At 31.8% G+C, this 17,572-nt stretch carries 12 protein-coding genes; 11 read left to right on the top strand and 1 reads right to left on the bottom strand.

Annotated features, from left to right (window positions below):
• Positions 1-23 precede the first annotated feature (23 nt).
• The 6 genes from E0F76_RS06000 (at position 24) to E0F76_RS05975 (ending at position 8,870) form a co-directional block, all read left to right on the top strand.
• Positions 24-416, top strand: a complete 393-nt coding sequence (locus tag E0F76_RS06000) for a response regulator transcription factor (protein ID WP_132002770.1) — start codon at positions 24-26, stop codon at positions 414-416.
• The gene (locus E0F76_RS05995; RefSeq protein WP_132002767.1) at positions 413-1,519 is read left to right on the top strand and encodes a HEAT repeat domain-containing protein; all 1,107 of its coding nucleotides are present in this window, start codon (positions 413-415) and stop codon (positions 1,517-1,519) included. The genes E0F76_RS06000 and E0F76_RS05995 overlap by 4 nt, the downstream gene beginning before the upstream one ends.
• Before the next feature lies 1 nt (position 1,520).
• Positions 1,521-2,948 carry a glycosyltransferase family 2 protein gene (locus E0F76_RS05990; RefSeq protein ID WP_132002764.1) on the top strand — a complete coding sequence of 476 codons (1,428 nt, stop codon included), beginning with the start codon at positions 1,521-1,523 and terminating at the stop codon, positions 2,946-2,948.
• Between the two features lie 34 nt (positions 2,949-2,982).
• Positions 2,983-5,412, top strand: coding sequence for an LTA synthase family protein (locus tag E0F76_RS05985; protein ID WP_132002761.1), 2,430 nt, complete (start codon positions 2,983-2,985; stop codon positions 5,410-5,412).
• 2 nt (positions 5,413-5,414) lie between these two features.
• Positions 5,415-6,674 (top strand): YaiO family outer membrane beta-barrel protein, encoded by a 1,260-nt coding sequence (locus tag E0F76_RS05980; protein WP_246021989.1) that lies wholly within the window; start codon positions 5,415-5,417, stop codon positions 6,672-6,674.
• Positions 6,675-6,926: 252 nt separating this feature from the next.
• The gene (locus tag E0F76_RS05975) at positions 6,927-8,870 is read left to right on the top strand and encodes a metallophosphoesterase family protein (protein WP_132002755.1); all 1,944 of its coding nucleotides are present in this window, start codon (positions 6,927-6,929) and stop codon (positions 8,868-8,870) included.
• A gap of 73 nt (positions 8,871-8,943) precedes the next feature.
• Here the strand turns inward: E0F76_RS05975 and E0F76_RS05970 are convergent, their stop codons facing one another.
• Entirely contained in the window at positions 8,944-10,023 is a 1,080-nt protein-coding gene (locus E0F76_RS05970) for a phosphatidylinositol-specific phospholipase C1-like protein (RefSeq protein ID WP_132002752.1), read from the bottom strand.
• A gap of 339 nt (positions 10,024-10,362) precedes the next feature.
• Here E0F76_RS05970 and E0F76_RS05965 point away from each other — a divergent pair, with 339 nt between their 5' ends.
• The 5 genes from E0F76_RS05965 to E0F76_RS20000 all read left to right on the top strand — a co-directional run bounded on the left by E0F76_RS05965 (position 10,363) and on the right by E0F76_RS20000 (position 17,317).
• Positions 10,363-10,863 carry an RNA polymerase sigma factor gene (locus E0F76_RS05965; RefSeq protein WP_132002749.1) on the top strand — a complete coding sequence of 167 codons (501 nt, stop codon included), beginning with the start codon at positions 10,363-10,365 and terminating at the stop codon, positions 10,861-10,863.
• A gap of 107 nt (positions 10,864-10,970) precedes the next feature.
• On the top strand, positions 10,971-11,885 hold the full coding sequence (locus E0F76_RS05960) for a FecR family protein (protein WP_132002746.1): 915 nt from the start codon (positions 10,971-10,973) through the stop codon (positions 11,883-11,885).
• A 78-nt stretch (positions 11,886-11,963) separates the two neighbouring features.
• A complete protein-coding gene (locus tag E0F76_RS05955) occupies positions 11,964-15,239 on the top strand; it encodes a SusC/RagA family TonB-linked outer membrane protein (protein ID WP_132002743.1) in 3,276 nt (1,091 codons plus the stop codon).
• 3 nt (positions 15,240-15,242) lie between these two features.
• Entirely contained in the window at positions 15,243-17,009 is a 1,767-nt protein-coding gene (locus tag E0F76_RS05950) for a RagB/SusD family nutrient uptake outer membrane protein (protein ID WP_132002740.1), read from the top strand.
• A gap of 149 nt (positions 17,010-17,158) precedes the next feature.
• Positions 17,159-17,317 carry a beta-galactosidase small subunit-related protein gene (locus E0F76_RS20000; protein WP_132003153.1) on the top strand — a complete coding sequence of 53 codons (159 nt, stop codon included), beginning with the start codon at positions 17,159-17,161 and terminating at the stop codon, positions 17,315-17,317.
• Positions 17,318-17,572 lie beyond the last annotated feature (255 nt).

Here is a 17,572-nt window from a genome sequence, read left to right as displayed (position 1 = left end):
GTTAACCTAACAATAAACTTATTATGAATTATGCCAAAAAAATTGTAGTTGCTGAAGATAATTCGATACTAGCATTATTACTAAAATATAAATTGGAAAATGAAGGATATAAAATTTTCATGGCAGCTAATGGAAAAGAAGCAATTGATTTAATAGAAGAACATAATCCCGATTTTATACTTACGGATATTATGATGCCTTTTGTAAGTGGATTAGAACTTATAAGTCACGTTAGAAATAAATTAAATCTATCTACTCCCATTATCGTTTTCTCTGCTTCTGGACAAGAAGAAATGGTTATTAAAGCATTCAATTTAGGAGCTTCTGATTTTATGAGTAAACCATTTAGTCCAAATGAATTAGTTTTAAGAATTAATAGAAACCTTCATCAACAAACCCTACTTCAAAAGTATTGATTAATCTATACAACCATATTGTTGAGTATCTAATAAATGCACCTGCAATCATTCAATTCACTTGGGTTTTGAGTGTTGTTTTTTTATTTGTCATTATTGGCTTAATTATATATTTAAATCACATTAGAAAAAGGTTACGATCAAAAGAAAGAATTGAAACCGTTTACGAAAAAAAATATGAGCAGGATCTTATTAAATATTTATATTCTGGAAATAAGGATCAAGAAATTACTAATGAACAACAAATAATTGTAAATTATTTACGACAATGTGCTAGTAGCAGTTTAAAAAGAAAGCTAATTTCTAACACATTATTAAAATTAAGAAATGAGATTTCAGGTGAAATGGCTGATGCAATTCAAAAATTGTATTATCAAACTGGGTTATTACACTATGCTTCTTCTAAATTAAAAAATAAAAAATGGGAAACCATTGCAAGTGGAATCAAAGAACTCGCGCAATTTGAGATAAAAGAAGTACACGATGAAGTTCTACTGCACGTAAATCACCCAAAAAGAGAAGTTCGTTTGGAAATTCAAAGGTATTTAGTCAAATTGTTTCGTTTTGAAGGACTTGAATTTTTAAATCTCTTAGTATGTAGGTTAACCGAATGGGATCAAATTAGATTAATAGAAATCCTCAAAAAATTTGAAAATCAAGAAACACCAGATTTTTCCGTATGGCTAGAATCTTCAAATAATTCTGTAGTTTCATTTTCTTTAAAACTGACAAAAACATTCAATCAATACGAAGCTAAGGATACATTAATAAAACTGTTAAGCCATTCTGATCCGGCAATTAGAATTGAAGCTCTTGAAGTATTGTCACATTTTGGTGACATTGAATCATTTATTATTTTAAAAAATGATTTTAACCAACGAACTATTGAGGAACAAGAAGTTATCTTTAAAATCATGGAAAGTCTCTATGAAATTAGTGATGTTCCTTTTATATTGGATCATATTAATAACGAGAATTTTGAGATTAAAACATCAGCATTGAAAATTTTAAAGGCTATAGATGATGATGAAGGTTATCATTTAAAGACTTTGACAAATAATATTGAGTTTTTAGAAAAAACGAATCTAAATAATGCCAGTTAATATGGGAATAAATATACTTTCTTTTGTACTAAATTTGTTTGAATATCTATTTTTTGGATTTGCTTTTCTTGCAATTCTATCCTATTTACTATTAGCATTAATTTCTATAAAAGAAACTGCGATTTATATCAAAAAGAATAGTTTTGTAAATTACAAAGATATTCTATCCTCCTCTATTTCTCCTTCTATTTCAATTATTGCCCCAGCCTATAATGAAACCTTGAATGTTGTTGATAATGTTCGTTCCTTATTATCCAACCATTACTCCTCTTATGATGTAATTATAGTGAATGACGGTAGCAAAGATGATAGTCTAGAAAAATTGATAGAAGCCTACGATTTGGTTAAAATTGATTACACAATAAACGTTAAAATCCCAACTAAACCCCTTAGAGAAGGTGTATTTAAATCTACAAATCCAGCTTTCGAAAAATTAATTGTAGTTGACAAAGTAAATGGTGGTAAAGCAGATGCTCTAAATATGGGGTTAAACATTAGTTCCAACAAATATGTTGCCTGTATCGATGTAGATTGTTTACTTATCGAAGATTCACTTCAAAAAATGATTAAACCCTTTTTAGAAGCTGGTGATTCAAAAGTAATTGCATCAGGAGGAGTGATACGAATCGCGAACTCCTGTATTATAAAAGATGGTAAACTTATCGATGTGAACTTACCTACTAATATGATTGTAAGAGGACAAATTTTAGAATACTTAAGGGCTTTTTTATTAGGAAGAATGGCTTGGAGTAAGCTCAATGGATTATTAGTGATTTCAGGTGCATTTGGAATGTTTGACAAAAGAATTGCTATTGAAGCGGGCGGTTATGACACTCATACCGTAGGAGAAGATATGGAAATCATTGTAAGAATGAGACGGCACATGGAAGAACTAAAAATAAAATACAAAGTGGCTTATATTCCAGATCCATTATGCTGGACAGAAGCTCCTGATAACATGAAAATATTTATTTCACAAAGAAACAGATGGACACGTGGTACTATTGAAACGCTAAAAAAACATAAAAAAATAGGTTTTAATCCAAAATACAAAACACTAGGTACAATTAGTTTTCCGTACTGGTTGATATTTGAACGGCTTGCCCCATTAATTGAAGTTGCCGGAATATTCTATTTTATTTTCCTGATAATAATTGGAAATGTAAAATGGGATTATGCTATTGCCTATATCATTTTAGCTTATTTATTTACTGTCTTTTTTTCAATTATAACTATAATTACGGAAGAACTTACTTATCATCAATACAAGAAAAGAGGAATTGGAATTCAATTAATCATTACCGCTTTATTAGAACCTATTTTAAATCACCCTGTGATATTATATGCTGCAATTAAAGGGAATTACGACTACTATTTTAATAAAAAATTAAAATGGGGAGAAATGGTTCGAAAAGGGATGTCAAATTAATAACTTGCAAAAGTTACAGGAAACATAAAATAGAATGAAGATAAAGGATCAATTCAATACTAGTTACAAATATATTTATTTAAATACTGCACTAATACTTACTTTTTGGTTAATTAGTGTTTTTGAAATAATTTCAAAAGTAGTCAACGGAATACAATTAGCTGCTACTGCCACTACATTAGTATACAAATTAACCAATGATTTTACGACTGGCATACTTATAGGAATATTGTTTTTTCCTTTGTATCTATTGTTGTCATTCATCAAAAAACCTTGGAACGAAACAATCATTAAAGTGATTTTTTCATTACTAATACTAGCACAATATGCTTTAGTAAAATACCATTTAACTACACTTGTCAATTTAGGTGCCGATCTTTTAGGGTATTCCTTCAATGACATGTACATCACTGTAACAGCCTCTGAATCACTTTCGGTATTGTATTTTCTACCATATATCCTATTGCCTATATTATTTTTAGGAATTCATTTTCTACTATCAAAACACATCATTCAAAAAAAGACATACCTTATTTTAGGAATTTCGATACTTATTCTTTTTGGATTTAAAATGGCAATTTCCGATGTTTCAAAAACAGCGTATCAAAATAAATTAGCCTATTTTACTGCTGATATCATTCGTTTTCAAAACGACAAAAACAAATTCAAGGCAGCCGATTTAGTTTTTAAAAACGAATATCCATTAGTAAAACCATTCAAAGATTCTCCCGATGTTTTGGCGCCTTTTTTTCAAATTAACGAAGAAAAACCAAATATTGTAATGATCATCGTTGAAGGTTTAGGAAGTGAATTTATTGGCAAAAATGCGTATCGCGGATTCACACCTTATCTCGATTCCTTGATTCCACAATCGCTCTATTGGGAAAATTTCGTGAGCAATGCAGGAAGAACCTTTGGAGCTTTGCCTTCTATTTTGGGTTCTTTGCCTTATGGCGAAAAGGGTTTTCTTGAAATGAATCCCTTACCATCTCATATTTCATTGGTTAGCATCTTAAAAGCCAACGAATACACGACTTCTTTTTCTTGCGGTGATGAATCTAGTTTTGACCACAGACTAAATTTTTTAGAATACAACGGCATTGACAATATTCTGGACATTAACAAATTTGGTCCTGGTTACGAAAAAACAAAAGCCAATTCTGGTGGTTTTACTTGGGGTTATCCTGATGGAGAAATTTTCAAAAAAACGCTATCGGAATTAGACGGGAAAAAATCCCCACGATTGGATATCATTATGACACTTACCAATCATGAGCCTTTTGATTTTCCTCAAAAAAAGGAATACTTAAAAAAAGTGGATAGCATCATCAATACAAACAAATCACTTTCCCTAACTAAGGAAGAGGTGAACACCTACAAAGATATTTATGCCTGTTTGTTATACACCGATCATTCTATCAAAAATTTCATGCAAGCGTATGCCAAAAGACCAGAATACAAAAACACCATTTTTGTTATTACAGGTGATCACAGGCTAATTCCTATTGCACAAAAAGACAAATTATGCCGTTTTCATGTGCCGCTTTTTATAAATAGTCCCTTATTAAAAAAATCGCAATCTTTTAAATCTGTTTCTTCGCATTGGGACATTACTCCTAGTTTAGTGTCATTTTTAATGAATAATTATAAAATGAATAAAATGGAAAAAACCACTTGGATGAGCTCTGGATTAGATACCGTTCAGAAATTCAGAAACATTCACACCATTCCTATTATGCAAAATAAAGGAAGTATAAACGAATTTATTTATAAAGACTATTTATACTCCAATGGCGATTTATATAAAATAGATCAGGACTTTGAAGTTACCTCCATCAATGATAGCGACATGCTAAAAATAGTAGAAGACACTTTGAATCAATCTAAAAAACTGAATGCCTATCTGACTCAAAAAAACAAGATTATCCCTAAATCATTAAACAACTATACCAAACCCGCTTTTGAATTCTCGAAAGAAGAACTTGCAACCATAAAAGAACTTACCAAAGGAATGACCTTTGACGCTATATTTTTAAAAGCAAGAGACTTTGCATTCAACAAAGAGCGAGAAAAAGCCCGCCTTTTATGCAATTATATTTTAAATGAAATCCCCAATTATGCTGATGTGAGAACCCTAAAAGGCAGAACACTGGCTTGGGATAAAAAATACGATACCGCAGAAACTGAATTGCTAGAAGTTATCAAAAGAACGCCTTTCTATGATGACAGCTATTTGGCTTTAATGGATGTCTATTGTTGGTCCGACCGTGATGCAAAAGGAATTACAATTGCCAAAAAAGGACTAAAAAATAAGGTTAACAATCCTGAATTGGGCATTAAATTGGCCAAAGCCTATTTTAGAACCAAAAACCTTCCCTTGGCCAATAAAACCATCGATAGTCTTATCAAAAAACATCCCGAGCAAAAAGACCTTATCACTGTCAAAAAAACTTTTATACTATGAAAATGAAAACAATTCATCAATTACTATTTGTTTTTTGCTTTTCGTTTTTTTCTCAAATGTATGGTCAAGAACAAAAATACAATGGTAATCCAGACACATCCTTCGAAACAGCGCGTAAATTAGCATTTAACGAGCATCGAAAACAAGCACAGGACACTTTAACATCCATTTTGACAAAATATCCTGATTATCATGACATTCGATCCTTCCTAGCCACAACCTACGCTTGGGACGGTAATTATAAACGAGCTAGAAAAGAATTTTCATACGTAATGGAGAAAGACTCCAAGAATAAAAGCAACTGGATTGCAGCCATCAATAATGAATTATGGGCCGATTCTCCTTACACTGCGTTAGAAATGACCACTACTGCCTTGACTATTTTTCCTGATGATGCTGAAATTATGTACCAAAAAGCCAGTGCCCAAGAAAATACTAACAATCCATTCGAAGCAATTAAAACCATAGATGCTGCAATCGCTAAAAATCCAACGAATCAAAAAGCAATTGACTTTAAAAATTCATTGAACCAAAAACTCCGAAAGTATTCCATCGGAATCAAATCGACAGTGGATCTTTACTCTGAGGTATTTGACCCCATGCAATACCACACTTTGAAATTGAGCCATATTACGAAATACGGAAGTGTGATAGCCAAGTTAAATTTCAACAGAAGATTCAATACAAACGGAACTCAAATTGAAGTCGATTTATATCCAAAAATTGCAAAAGGATTGTATGCCTATTTAAATTTTGGCTTGTCCAATAGTGCCATTTTTCCTCATTTTCGATACGGCGGAGAATTGTATCAATCACTACCGCATAGTTTTGAGGCTTCACTAGGTTTCCGAACTTTACAATACAGCACGACAACAACTATTTACACGGGTTCCATTGGTTGGTATACCGGAAATGATTATTGGTCCATACGTCCTTACATTACTCCCGGTGATGGTGGCACGAGTACTTCTGGAGCTTTAACGTATAGAAAGTACCGCGCCAATGCCGATAATTATTTAAGTTTTGGCTATAGTATGGGTTTTTCTCCAGAAACCAATCAGTTCTATTTTGATGCCAATGATGCTGCTATAATTAATCTAAAATCGCAAAAAATAAATGTAGGCTATAATTTTACTACCTCAAATAATAAAAATGCCTGGGGCGCACAATTTGATGTTACCCATCAAGAAAAAAGTTTTGCCCCAGGGAGTTATCTTTGGATCTATTCCCTTTCATTATCCTGGGATTTAAAGTTCAAATAAAATAAAAATTAAAATGTACACCATATCACAAAACATCAGTCGAAAGATTGGTGTTTTTTTTAGGAGCAGAACAATGGGTTTCAAAAGTTTTAAAAATTTTGATAATTGGTTGTTTTTCTGCATCCAAATAATGACTTAATTTTTTCTTTATGTTAACCTCTATCTCTTTTTAATTTAAGATTTTTGTTGCATCATAGAATTTTACTGTTGTTTGTAAAGTCTGTGTAATATTCTTAATCTTTAAATATTATAATGATTACACTTAAAAAAAATAAAATTACAATTCACTTACTACTATTAGTATTCACAATTTGTACTCCATTGCTAGCTCAAGAAAATATAAGTGGTTTGCAAATTGCTTTTTTATCAGATGTTCATTTACAAGATTTATATGGAAAACTAGAGGATAGTGCCTACAAAGGAATTCAGAATCCAAAGGACGGTTCTTATGTTACTATCAGAACGATGGAATCACAGCTACATTCGACCCGGATATTTAACGAGAACTATTATGCTTTTATAGCGGCCTTAGAAGACATTGCTAATCGCAAGATTAAATATGTTGCTCTTCCCGGAGATTATAGTGATGATGGTCAGCCTTTGCATATAAGAGGACTTCAAAGAATTTTAGATTCATACACTCAGAAATATGACATTCAATTTTTTATAACCACAGGAAATCATGACCCCGCTGGTCCTTTTGCACAGGAATCAGGTAAGAATGATTTTCTAGGCGAAGGAGGAAAAAGACAACCCATTTATAGTAAAGAAGGAAGTTATCAATATGATGAAAATTTAGAACTACCTGTTGTGATTACTACCGATATTGCAAAAATGGGGTATCTAGGTGTTACGGATTATTTGCACGACTTCGGTTTCTTTCCAAAAGCCAATTATAAGTATTGGGCGACTCCTTTTTCTACTTATTCTAGTAGTGATTATACTTTTGCAAAAGCTACGGAAAGTGCGACTTTGGAGAATAGAACATACGCTATCAAACCTGGTTTTACGATTCCAGATGTGAGTTATGTTGTAGAACCTGTCGAGGGACTATGGATTATGGCAATTGATGGAAATGTTTATATTCCAAAAACGAATGCAGCTGTTGATGTAGAGAACCCAGCGAACTATTCGGGAGCAAGTATTGGTTATAATAATGTGCTATTGTATAAAAAGCATTTGATTGAATGGGTGCGTAAAATTACAGCCGAAGCAAAAAAGCAAGAGAAAACAGTTATTGCTTTTAGTCATTTTCCTATGATTGATTTTAATGACGATGCATCTAATGAAATCGCCCAATTTATGGGCCCCAATAAATGGCAATTGGATCGTGTACCTAAAGAAGAAGTTGCTCAAGCTTTTGCTGATGCGGGCTTAAAAATTCATTTTGGTGGTCATATGCATATTAATGACACGGGAATACGCACGACAACAAAAGGTAATATGTTAGTAAATGTTCAAACCCCTTCACTGGCAGCCTATATCCCTGCTTATAAATTATTAACGATTAAAGGGCAGAATCTATATGAAATTGAAACGATTACAATTGATGATGTACCCAAATTTGACTCTCTCTTTGAGTTGTATAAAATGGAATATGATTTTCTGAAATCTAAGAAAACAACTGATCTCTGGAATAATAAAATATTGAAAACCAAAAACTACCATGATTTTACCGATTTTCACTTGAAGGAATTGGTACGACTCCGTTTTTTGCCAGATGACTGGTCTCCCTCATTTAAAGATTTACTTTTTGCAACTTCAGGAGCTGATTTATTAGTGTTTTCTAATCTAGAAACGACAGATTCGTTTGCAACCATTTTGCAACAAAGATCAAAATATAAAAAGGAATGGACCGCTGCAAAAGCTAAAAGTATTGAAGTGCTAAAGAAGAATAATTTGCAGTTTTCGGATTTCAAAAGATGGAATGGATTTGATCTAATTGTAGATTTTTATCGCATTCGTAGTGCCGATCGATTAGCGATTAAAGATATTGGGATCGATAGAATAAAACAATATAATTTGATTTCGGGATTGTTTTTAGATAAAAAAGCGGATACTAATTCGACAAAATCAAGCGAGGAACAAATAAAATTTGAACTCTTTTTTACCATTTTGAAGAAGTTTTTAAACGGTGCACCAGCAGATCATTTTTTAATAGATTATAATTCAGGAACTATAAAAGACTTGAAATAAGTAAAGTATATTTATTTAAAATAAAAAGGAGCAATTCGTAAAATTGCTCCTTTATTATTAAAGTATTTGTGGATTATTTTTTGTCTTTGTTTCCAGTGACAGGATTTACTCTTACATAACCACCATCTTTAAATTTGATTTGGTATGAAGAATCAAAAAATGTACTAGGCTTATAATAATCTGTAGTAATGATTTGTGCACCTGATTTGCTTGCATCATCAAAATGTGTATAATCATTTTCACGAGCTTCTTCGGTGTTACTATCAGCTCGCGTTCTGATGATATATCCTTTTTTTACAAGATCAATAATACTAGTATCTTCGGCATCATTTCTAAATAATGTGGCAGCTTCTGGTGTTCCAGGAGTCGCATTTACAAATACTACACGACCTTTTAGTGAAGGGTGGTGCTGCATGTATAGATCTCTTTTCTTATTACTGTCATCAAGAATAAATAAAAACTTTCCTTTGGCGATAGCCAATGTAGGCCAATTATCATGAAGAACAGCTTCCTCTAGTGTTGGATATTCTCCTCTCACCATATCTGGCGTAATTAGTTTATCCACTCCAAGGTTGGTTTTTATAACTTGATCCACTTCATCAAATAATTCAGTTGTAAAAGCTTCAGGTTCTGTTCCAAATTGATTCCTTTTTCCATCCTTAGGTTCTAAGGTGATAAATATGGGAATGTGTCCAGGATTTGCATTAGACCATTCTTTTAATTGTTGTAGACAGTCTTCAAATGTTAAGTATGAGGTTCTAAAATCAATATCTGGAATATGTAATATTTTAAATCCAGGTTTATTCATTTTGCCTTCTATGTCATAAGCTTCTACTGGCGTTGCTAGTTCCAAACCCTTTGGATGTGCATATTTACCACCTTTGCTATCTGCATAGATATCAATTTCTAGATTACGTAAACCCATGTTCAATTGATCTGTGACAGCAATATGCTCATATTGTATTCCTTTCAATTGATGGGCAGAATCTTTAAGCTCTAAATAGTTATATAAGTTGGGCTCTATCGCTTTCTTATAACTATTGTGTGAGCCGATAACTTGTATTTTGTTTAATTTCAAGTTATTGTCTTGAGCATTTGATTGATAAATAGCTGTTGTTGAGAGTGCAATACTTAGTAATGTTGATATTTTCATTGTTTTTTTATTTCTAATTTTTATTGATTTAACATTTAGTTGGTGTTATTATAGATATGAATTCAATTGGTAAAATTAAGACTAAGTCATTAAGTTAAGTATTGTTTAAAAAGAACAAATCATAATGCAACTGTTATCTTTTAATAAAATCAGAAAATCCTTATTTATTGATGGTTAGATATCTGTTTAAGGGAACTTTATAGTATGTATATCTCTATTTTTTAGCGTTTTTTGATAAGAAATAACTCATTATTATTTAATTTAAAAATAACCTTATGGTAAAATGCAAAGGAGTTTATTTTTATTATTTCGCATCTCAACTTGTTAAGCTTTTTAAAAATGGATTATTCTTTCGACTTTGAGAAAATATATAATGAGTATTGGGAAAAGTTAACAGCATTTTCTTTAAAAATGACCCAAGATGAACACTTGGCTCAAAATGTAGTACAAGACGTGTTTATTGATCTTTGGGAAAGGAAAGGGGACATTAATATAATCTCTGTGGAGAGCTATCTATTTAGAGCAGTGAAAAATCAAATTTTTAAGAATTATAGAAATGAAAAATTTGACAAAACAATACTTGAAGATAAATTTGAAGACTACGTTATTGAAAACTTCACTACTATAGAATCTGATTTGACCGATAAAATTTTTGCTCTCTTAGATGAATTACCAAAGAAAAGAAAAGAAATTTTATTGATGAATAAGCTTCAAGACATGAATATTGATCAAATAGCAACAGAACTAGATCTCTCTAAGCAAACGGTGAAAAACCAAATTTCATCAGCATTGAAACAATTGCGTCACGGTTTAAAGGAGTTTGCTTTCCTTTTAATGTAAGATGATTTTAGGCTGTTTTTTAAGATAACCTTCTGTTAACAATCTCATAATATTTTCGGATAGTACGATTATACAATATGGGTACTTAGTAATAAAAAGGTATTAAGATGACCAAAAAAACAAAACACAGTTTAGAATATCTTATTGAAAAAAGCTTGCAAAAAAAGGCAACAAAAGCCGAAATAGATTTGCTAGATAACTTTATGGTTTCTGAATATGAAAAAGCCAAATGGGATGTTGCTAAAATGGGACATCTTGTTAGTGGATTTAATAAAATAGAAAAACATATCGTTCAGAAAAGAATTTCAAGATATAGAAGCTACGGAATCGCAGCAAGTATTGTGGTTTTATTGAGTTTAGGATTATTGGTACAACCTGTTGTAATGGCAAATTCAAGTGAAATGATCACTTTCAAAACGGGGAAAATATCAGACTCTATTCATCTAGTTGATGGTTCTATGATTTATCTAGCGGCTAATAGCGTTTTTGAATATCCTGATCATTTTGGGGAAAAGGAGCGCAACGTAAAATTAGTAAAAGGAAAAGCTTTTTTTGAAATTGCAAAAGATCGTCAACATCCTTTTGTAATAAGCTCAGGAGTTATAAAGACAAAAGTAGTAGGAACTTCATTTCATATACAAATGTCCGGGAACAGTTGTAATATTATTGTTGTTACTGGAAAAGTCAAAGTGTCATCGCATCATCAAAGTTTGGATTTGGTACCTAATGAAGAAGCTTTATTTGAAGGGGATGACTTAATAAAAAGAAAAGCCTCTAAATTATTAGTTTTTAACTGGTACAATCAGGATATCGAATTGAAAAATGTAAAACTAAACGAAGTTTTAGAATTATTAGAAAGTAAGTACAGCATATCATTTGACGTCAAGAATGATAATTTAATGAATACATCATTAACTCTTTTTATTGAAAAAAATGCCGCTCTAGAAAACATCCTAAAACAAATGCACTATATCACTAACTTAAAATTCAAAAAAAATGACAGTACCGTAACAGTTAATTAAATACCATAAAAAAAAGCCATAGTTGCTGCGAACAACCATGGCCCATAATTAAAAGTCATAAACTAACAACTTCAATCAATGTATTTTAAATTACCTTACTTAAAACTAAAAAGCATATTCTTTTTAGTTCTTGCTATAATATCCTGTCAAATAGGGTATTCGAATGGGATGGTTAACGAACCACCAAAAATAAATAATAATTCTCACAAAGCGACCTTAATTTCTATTTTCTCTCAGTTGAGTGAACAAACGGATTATAAGTTTAGCTATGGTCAAGCGATAATTCAAGACAAAACAGCTTATGATGTTAATTATGTTGGGGCTTCAGTAGATGCAATTTTAAATGATTTGTCAAAAAAAGCTAGTTTTGATTTTAATATCATCAATAAATTGGTTTTGATAAAGAAAGAACTAGTTGTAAAAAAGTCAGTTGTAGCGCAACAAGAGGTAAAAGGAACTGTAGTAGATGAATTAGGGCAACCACTTCCAGGAGCAACTATTGCTGAAATAGGGACAAAGAATGCTACTGTTTCTAATATGGACGGCGATTTTCAATTGAATGTAGGTCAAGGAAAAACAATAGAAGTTTCCTATATAGGTTATAAAAAGAAATTAGTTGTTGTAAAGGGGTACTCTTTGAATATCAAGCTAGAACCAGATTCCTCAGAACTTAATGAAGTAATGATTGTAGGTTACGGAAAACAATCTAAAGTAGATGTAACTGGTTCTGTAACACAATTGAAAGCAGAGAATTTTAAACAAGGAGTAAATATTTCTGCTGATAATTTATTACAAGGAAAAGTAGCAGGAGTACGTGTCGTAAGCACAAGTGGTGAGCCAGGAGCAGGAGTTAATGTTTCTATTCGTGGAGTAGGTTCTATTCGAAGTGGTAGCACACCGTTATTTGTTGTCGATGGTTTTCCATTGTCTAATGATGATGTTAGTCCGTCAGGAACGAATGTTGGTTTTGGTTCATCTGCAGCTAAAAATCCTTTGAACTTTTTGAACACCAGTGATATTGAGTCAATCACTGTTTTAAAAGATGCATCAGCTTCAGCAATTTATGGAGCAAGAGGTTCTAACGGTGTTGTCATCATCACAACCAAAAAAGGTGCTAAAGGAGAAGCTACTTTTACAGTTGATTCCTATTTAGGTTTCTCATCTGTGGCTAAGAAATTAGATGTTCTTTCAGCTGATCAATATAGAAATGCAATTGCCGAACCCGCTTTTGATCATGGAGGAAATACGGATTGGCAAGATGTAATCTTTAGAACAGCAATTACTAAAAATAATTCAATGTCATTTGCTAAACAAACTACTACAGGAAATTATTATGTTTCTTTAGCTCAAATGGATCAAGAAGGGATTATTAACCAAAGTAATTTTACACGTACTTCGGCTAGAATTAATGCAGCTGAATCATTTTTGGACAATCAAAGGCTAAAAGTAAAAGTAAACTTAACAGCAAGTGAAACTAAAGATAATGGTGTTCCGACAAGTGATGATGGTGGTTCTAATGGTCAATTGATTATACATACTTTGATGGCAAACCCTACGAGATCTGTATTCGATGAAAAGGGTGATTATACTAACTTTAATATGAATGCGCATTACAATCCAGCATATTTATTGAGTATCTATGAAGATGAGACTCGTACTTTGAGAGTTCTAGGAAATATCGAAGCCTCTTTTAGAATCTTTAATGGACTAGAATATAAATTAAATTATGGTGTAGACCGTTCTATAGCAGAAAGAAATACAACCATTTACCCAAACAAAACCGATTTGAATCCACTAGGAAAATATGTGCAAAACAACCTTGAATCTCAAAGTTCACTTGTTGAGCATTATTTAACCTATAGTTTAAATAATAATAAGCATAGGCTAGAAGTTCTTGGAGGTTTCTCTTATCAAAAATTTGAAAGATCAGGATCGGTTTTTAGTATTGATAAAATTGCTAATAAATCAGAAGGAATTAGACCAGAAAACAATCCCGGTTATGCAGGAGTTCAATCTGGTGTAACTGGATTTGCACAACAAAATGAATTGCAATCTTATTTTGGCAGAGTTAATTATACTTTTGATAGAAAATATCTTTTAACTGCCTCTATGAGAGCAGATGGCTCCACACGTTTTGGACAAAATAATAAATACGGTTACTTCCCTTCTTTTGCTTTAGGTTGGAACATTAATGAAGAAAATTTCTTGAAAAATTCTTCTATTATTGATAATTTGAAATTAAGAACAAGCTGGGGCCAAACAGGAAATCAAGAGGTTGAGAACAAAATTACGCAAGCAAGTTATGCACTTGCAGGTGCTGATGGATATTATCTTTATGATGATTTAGCGTTAGTAAATGGTATTTCGGTGACTAGAACACCAAATCCAAATTTGAAATGGGAAGTGGTAACACAATATAATGTTGGACTTGATTTTAATTTATGGAAAGGAAAATTATATGGAACCTTAGATTATTTTAATAAAACGACCACTGATGCCATTCTAAATATTCCATCTCAAGTATTAAGCCCTACAAATACCGTTTGGGTAAATATTGATGGAAAAATTGTAAATAAAGGACTAGAATTTATGTTAGGGTCTCAGCTTGTAAAAACAGATAATTTTACATGGGATGTCGATTTTAATGGAGCTAGTCTTGATAACAAAATTAAAAATTTACCAGTTTCGGAAATTTTATCAGGAACAATTTCTGGACCAGGACAATCAGGAGTTTTAGCTAATATCTACAAGAGTGGTTACGCTGCTGGTTCTTTCTATTTGTTAGATCATATAGGGTTTGACGACAAAGGAGCTGACATATATAAAGATACTAATAGCGATGGTGTGATTAACAACAGTGATAGAATAATTATTGAAGGAGCAATTCCAAAGTTTACTTACGGATTTAATAGCCAAATGCATTATAAGAATTTTGATTTTTCCTTTTCAATTACAGGACAATCAGGAGCATATCTATTAAATAATATAGGATTAAATGCATTGAATATAAATAATTTAGCTTCAGATAGAAACGTGTCTTCGAATTATTACAATTCTGGTGCAAACTCCACTAACTCCCCACAATTATCAACTTTGTATTTAGAGAAATCGGATTTTATTAGACTAAATACCGCACGTTTAGGGTATAACTTTAAAACAGATCGTTTAAAATGGATGCAAAGTATGACGCTTTATGTAACGGGTTCAAATTTACTTACATTAACAAACTATAGTGGATTCGATCCTTTAATTAACAGTCCAAAATCAAGTGGAGGAAATCAATCTATCGGTATTGATTACTCTAGTTATCCTACATCTAGAACATTTATTCTTGGTGCAACTTTAAAATTATAAGTCATGAAATTAAATAAAATAGTAAATAGAAGTATACTTATTGCATTCACAGCACTATTGTTAGGTAGTTGTACTAACCTGGATGAAGTTATTCTTGACGAGGTTTTAGGAAGCGATGCATCCAGTGTTGATGGAGCTCTAGCAGCAGCTTACGATCGTTTAGGAGACCGAACTTTTGTGAATAAGAATGTTTTTGCAATGCAGGAATTCACCACTGATGTAGCTTTATTACCTACTCGCGGTAGTGACTGGGGAGATGGCGGAAAATGGCGAGCCATGCATGAATTTACTTGGACTTCAAGTAATGCGATTGTTACTGATAATTGGAATCTATTGACTAATGGTATTACAAGATCTCTCTCGGCCATCAAAATAATAAATAATAGTACTTCAACTCAAAAACCATTGTTTTTAGCAGAAGCTAAAGGGCTTTTAGCGTATTACACATACACTACTTTAGACTTGTATGGGCAAGCTCCTTATCGTGATCCAAATACAGAGAATGCACCCTTGAAAATTTTGAAAGCAGAAACTGATATTGATCAGTTAATCTTAGATGTTGAAGCAATAATACCTGATTTAGCCTCTTTAGGTAAGAACAGTACTCATACAGGTAGATTTACAAAGGAAGCAGCTTACAGTTTATTATCTGCAATGTATTTGAACAGATCTGTTTTTAAAGACCGTTACAATGCTGGTTCAAATTTTAATTTTAAGGAAGCTGCAGTTTCGGGAACAGGCACAGATATGGACAGAGTAATTTACTATACTTCATTGTTAATAGATTCTGGAAAATTTAGTTTAGAGAAAAATTATTTTGACAATTTTGGTATCAATAACTCTAAAGGGTCAGAGTTAATTTTTGTAATTGTTCAAAAAATAGATAATATTAGAAACGGAGATAATGATTTTGTTTATAACTCGATGGAACGTAATCAAAGAACTTCCCCATCTAATAGAGGAACGAATGGTTCTTGTACTACTCCAGAATTTTATCATAGTTGGGATAACAATCACGATGATCCACGTTTTGCTAGAACTTATCAATATGGAGATGGTACATGGTTTACAAATACTGAAGTAGGAAGTGTTCCTGCTTCAGATATTGTACCTAATAGTAATAACTTACTATGGTTTCATTTTACTAGAGGTATGGTTGTTGGGCCACAATATGGGCCAAAATTAACTTCAGCAGGTGGTTTTGAAATGACTTCTGACGGCAGAATTAAAGTATCTGAATTATTTATGGAGAAAAGTACAGGTACAAAAATGAATTTTACACCTGAATTGAATTTTGATGATCCAACACAGTCTGTATTTGCACAAAATCAAATAAACCGTGGGGTTCGTTGTTTCAAATGGGAATTTGATCCAGAAAATGGAAATGGAGCGAGTAAAGTTGATATTCCATTATTTAGATTAGGTGGTATCTACACAATGAGAGCCGAAGCTTATTTCCGTAAAGGACAAAATGCAGCTGCTTTAAGTGATGTTAATGCCTTGAGAATTAATAGAACAAGAGAGGCTTTGTATAACAATGCACCAGGAAAAGCCCTGACCACTATAGATAACGAAATCTTATATAAAGAATTAGGTTTTGAAATGTATTGGGAAATGTATAGAAGACCTCAAATGATTCGTTTTGGTAAATATGATTTGGCTTATACAGCTAAACCAGTTTCACAAGCTTTCAGAAGAATATTTCCTATACCACAACAAACATTAGATGTAACAAAAGAGTTTAAACAAAATTTCGGTTACATACAATAATAGGTAGTACTAGGTTAAAATTTAAAATCCGTCAAAATAATTTTTGACGGATTTTTTGTTTTTATATTTAAAATTTTATTTTGTGGTTCTAATTTTAAAAAGAAGTAGTTATGACTTATTTTTCAAATCAATTATTCTAAACGTTTTTTATTTTAGTTCTTATTCTTGTAAATCACAGACTTCAGTGGTATTTAGCCCAAAGAGGTGTTGGAGCAGACAATAGTTGGGGCGCTATTCCAGACGAACAGTACCAATTGAAAAATAAAGAATATAATTACGGTTTTGTTATTAAACCTAAAAAGAAATAAAAAACAATTGTAAAAAACTTAAAAATTTTTAGAATGGATTTGTAAAAAAGAGAGAAATTTAGGCTATGATTTAAATAAGCAAACTTACATTAAACTTAAAAAATGGATGTTTTTGGTATCTCGATTTATTCGAGACAATACGCTAAGCGTTCTTTTTTATAAGTTAAAATTTAGATTTTGTTCTTAACTTTTTACACGGATAAAATTAGCATATTCATATTTAGCCGAATATTATTTTGCTTGATTATAGAGAAT

This window comes from Flavobacterium cellulosilyticum, assembly GCF_004349355.1.
Lineage (GTDB): Bacteria > Bacteroidota > Bacteroidia > Flavobacteriales > Flavobacteriaceae > Flavobacterium > Flavobacterium cellulosilyticum.
This window is presented reverse-complemented; position numbering and strand designations above follow the sequence as displayed.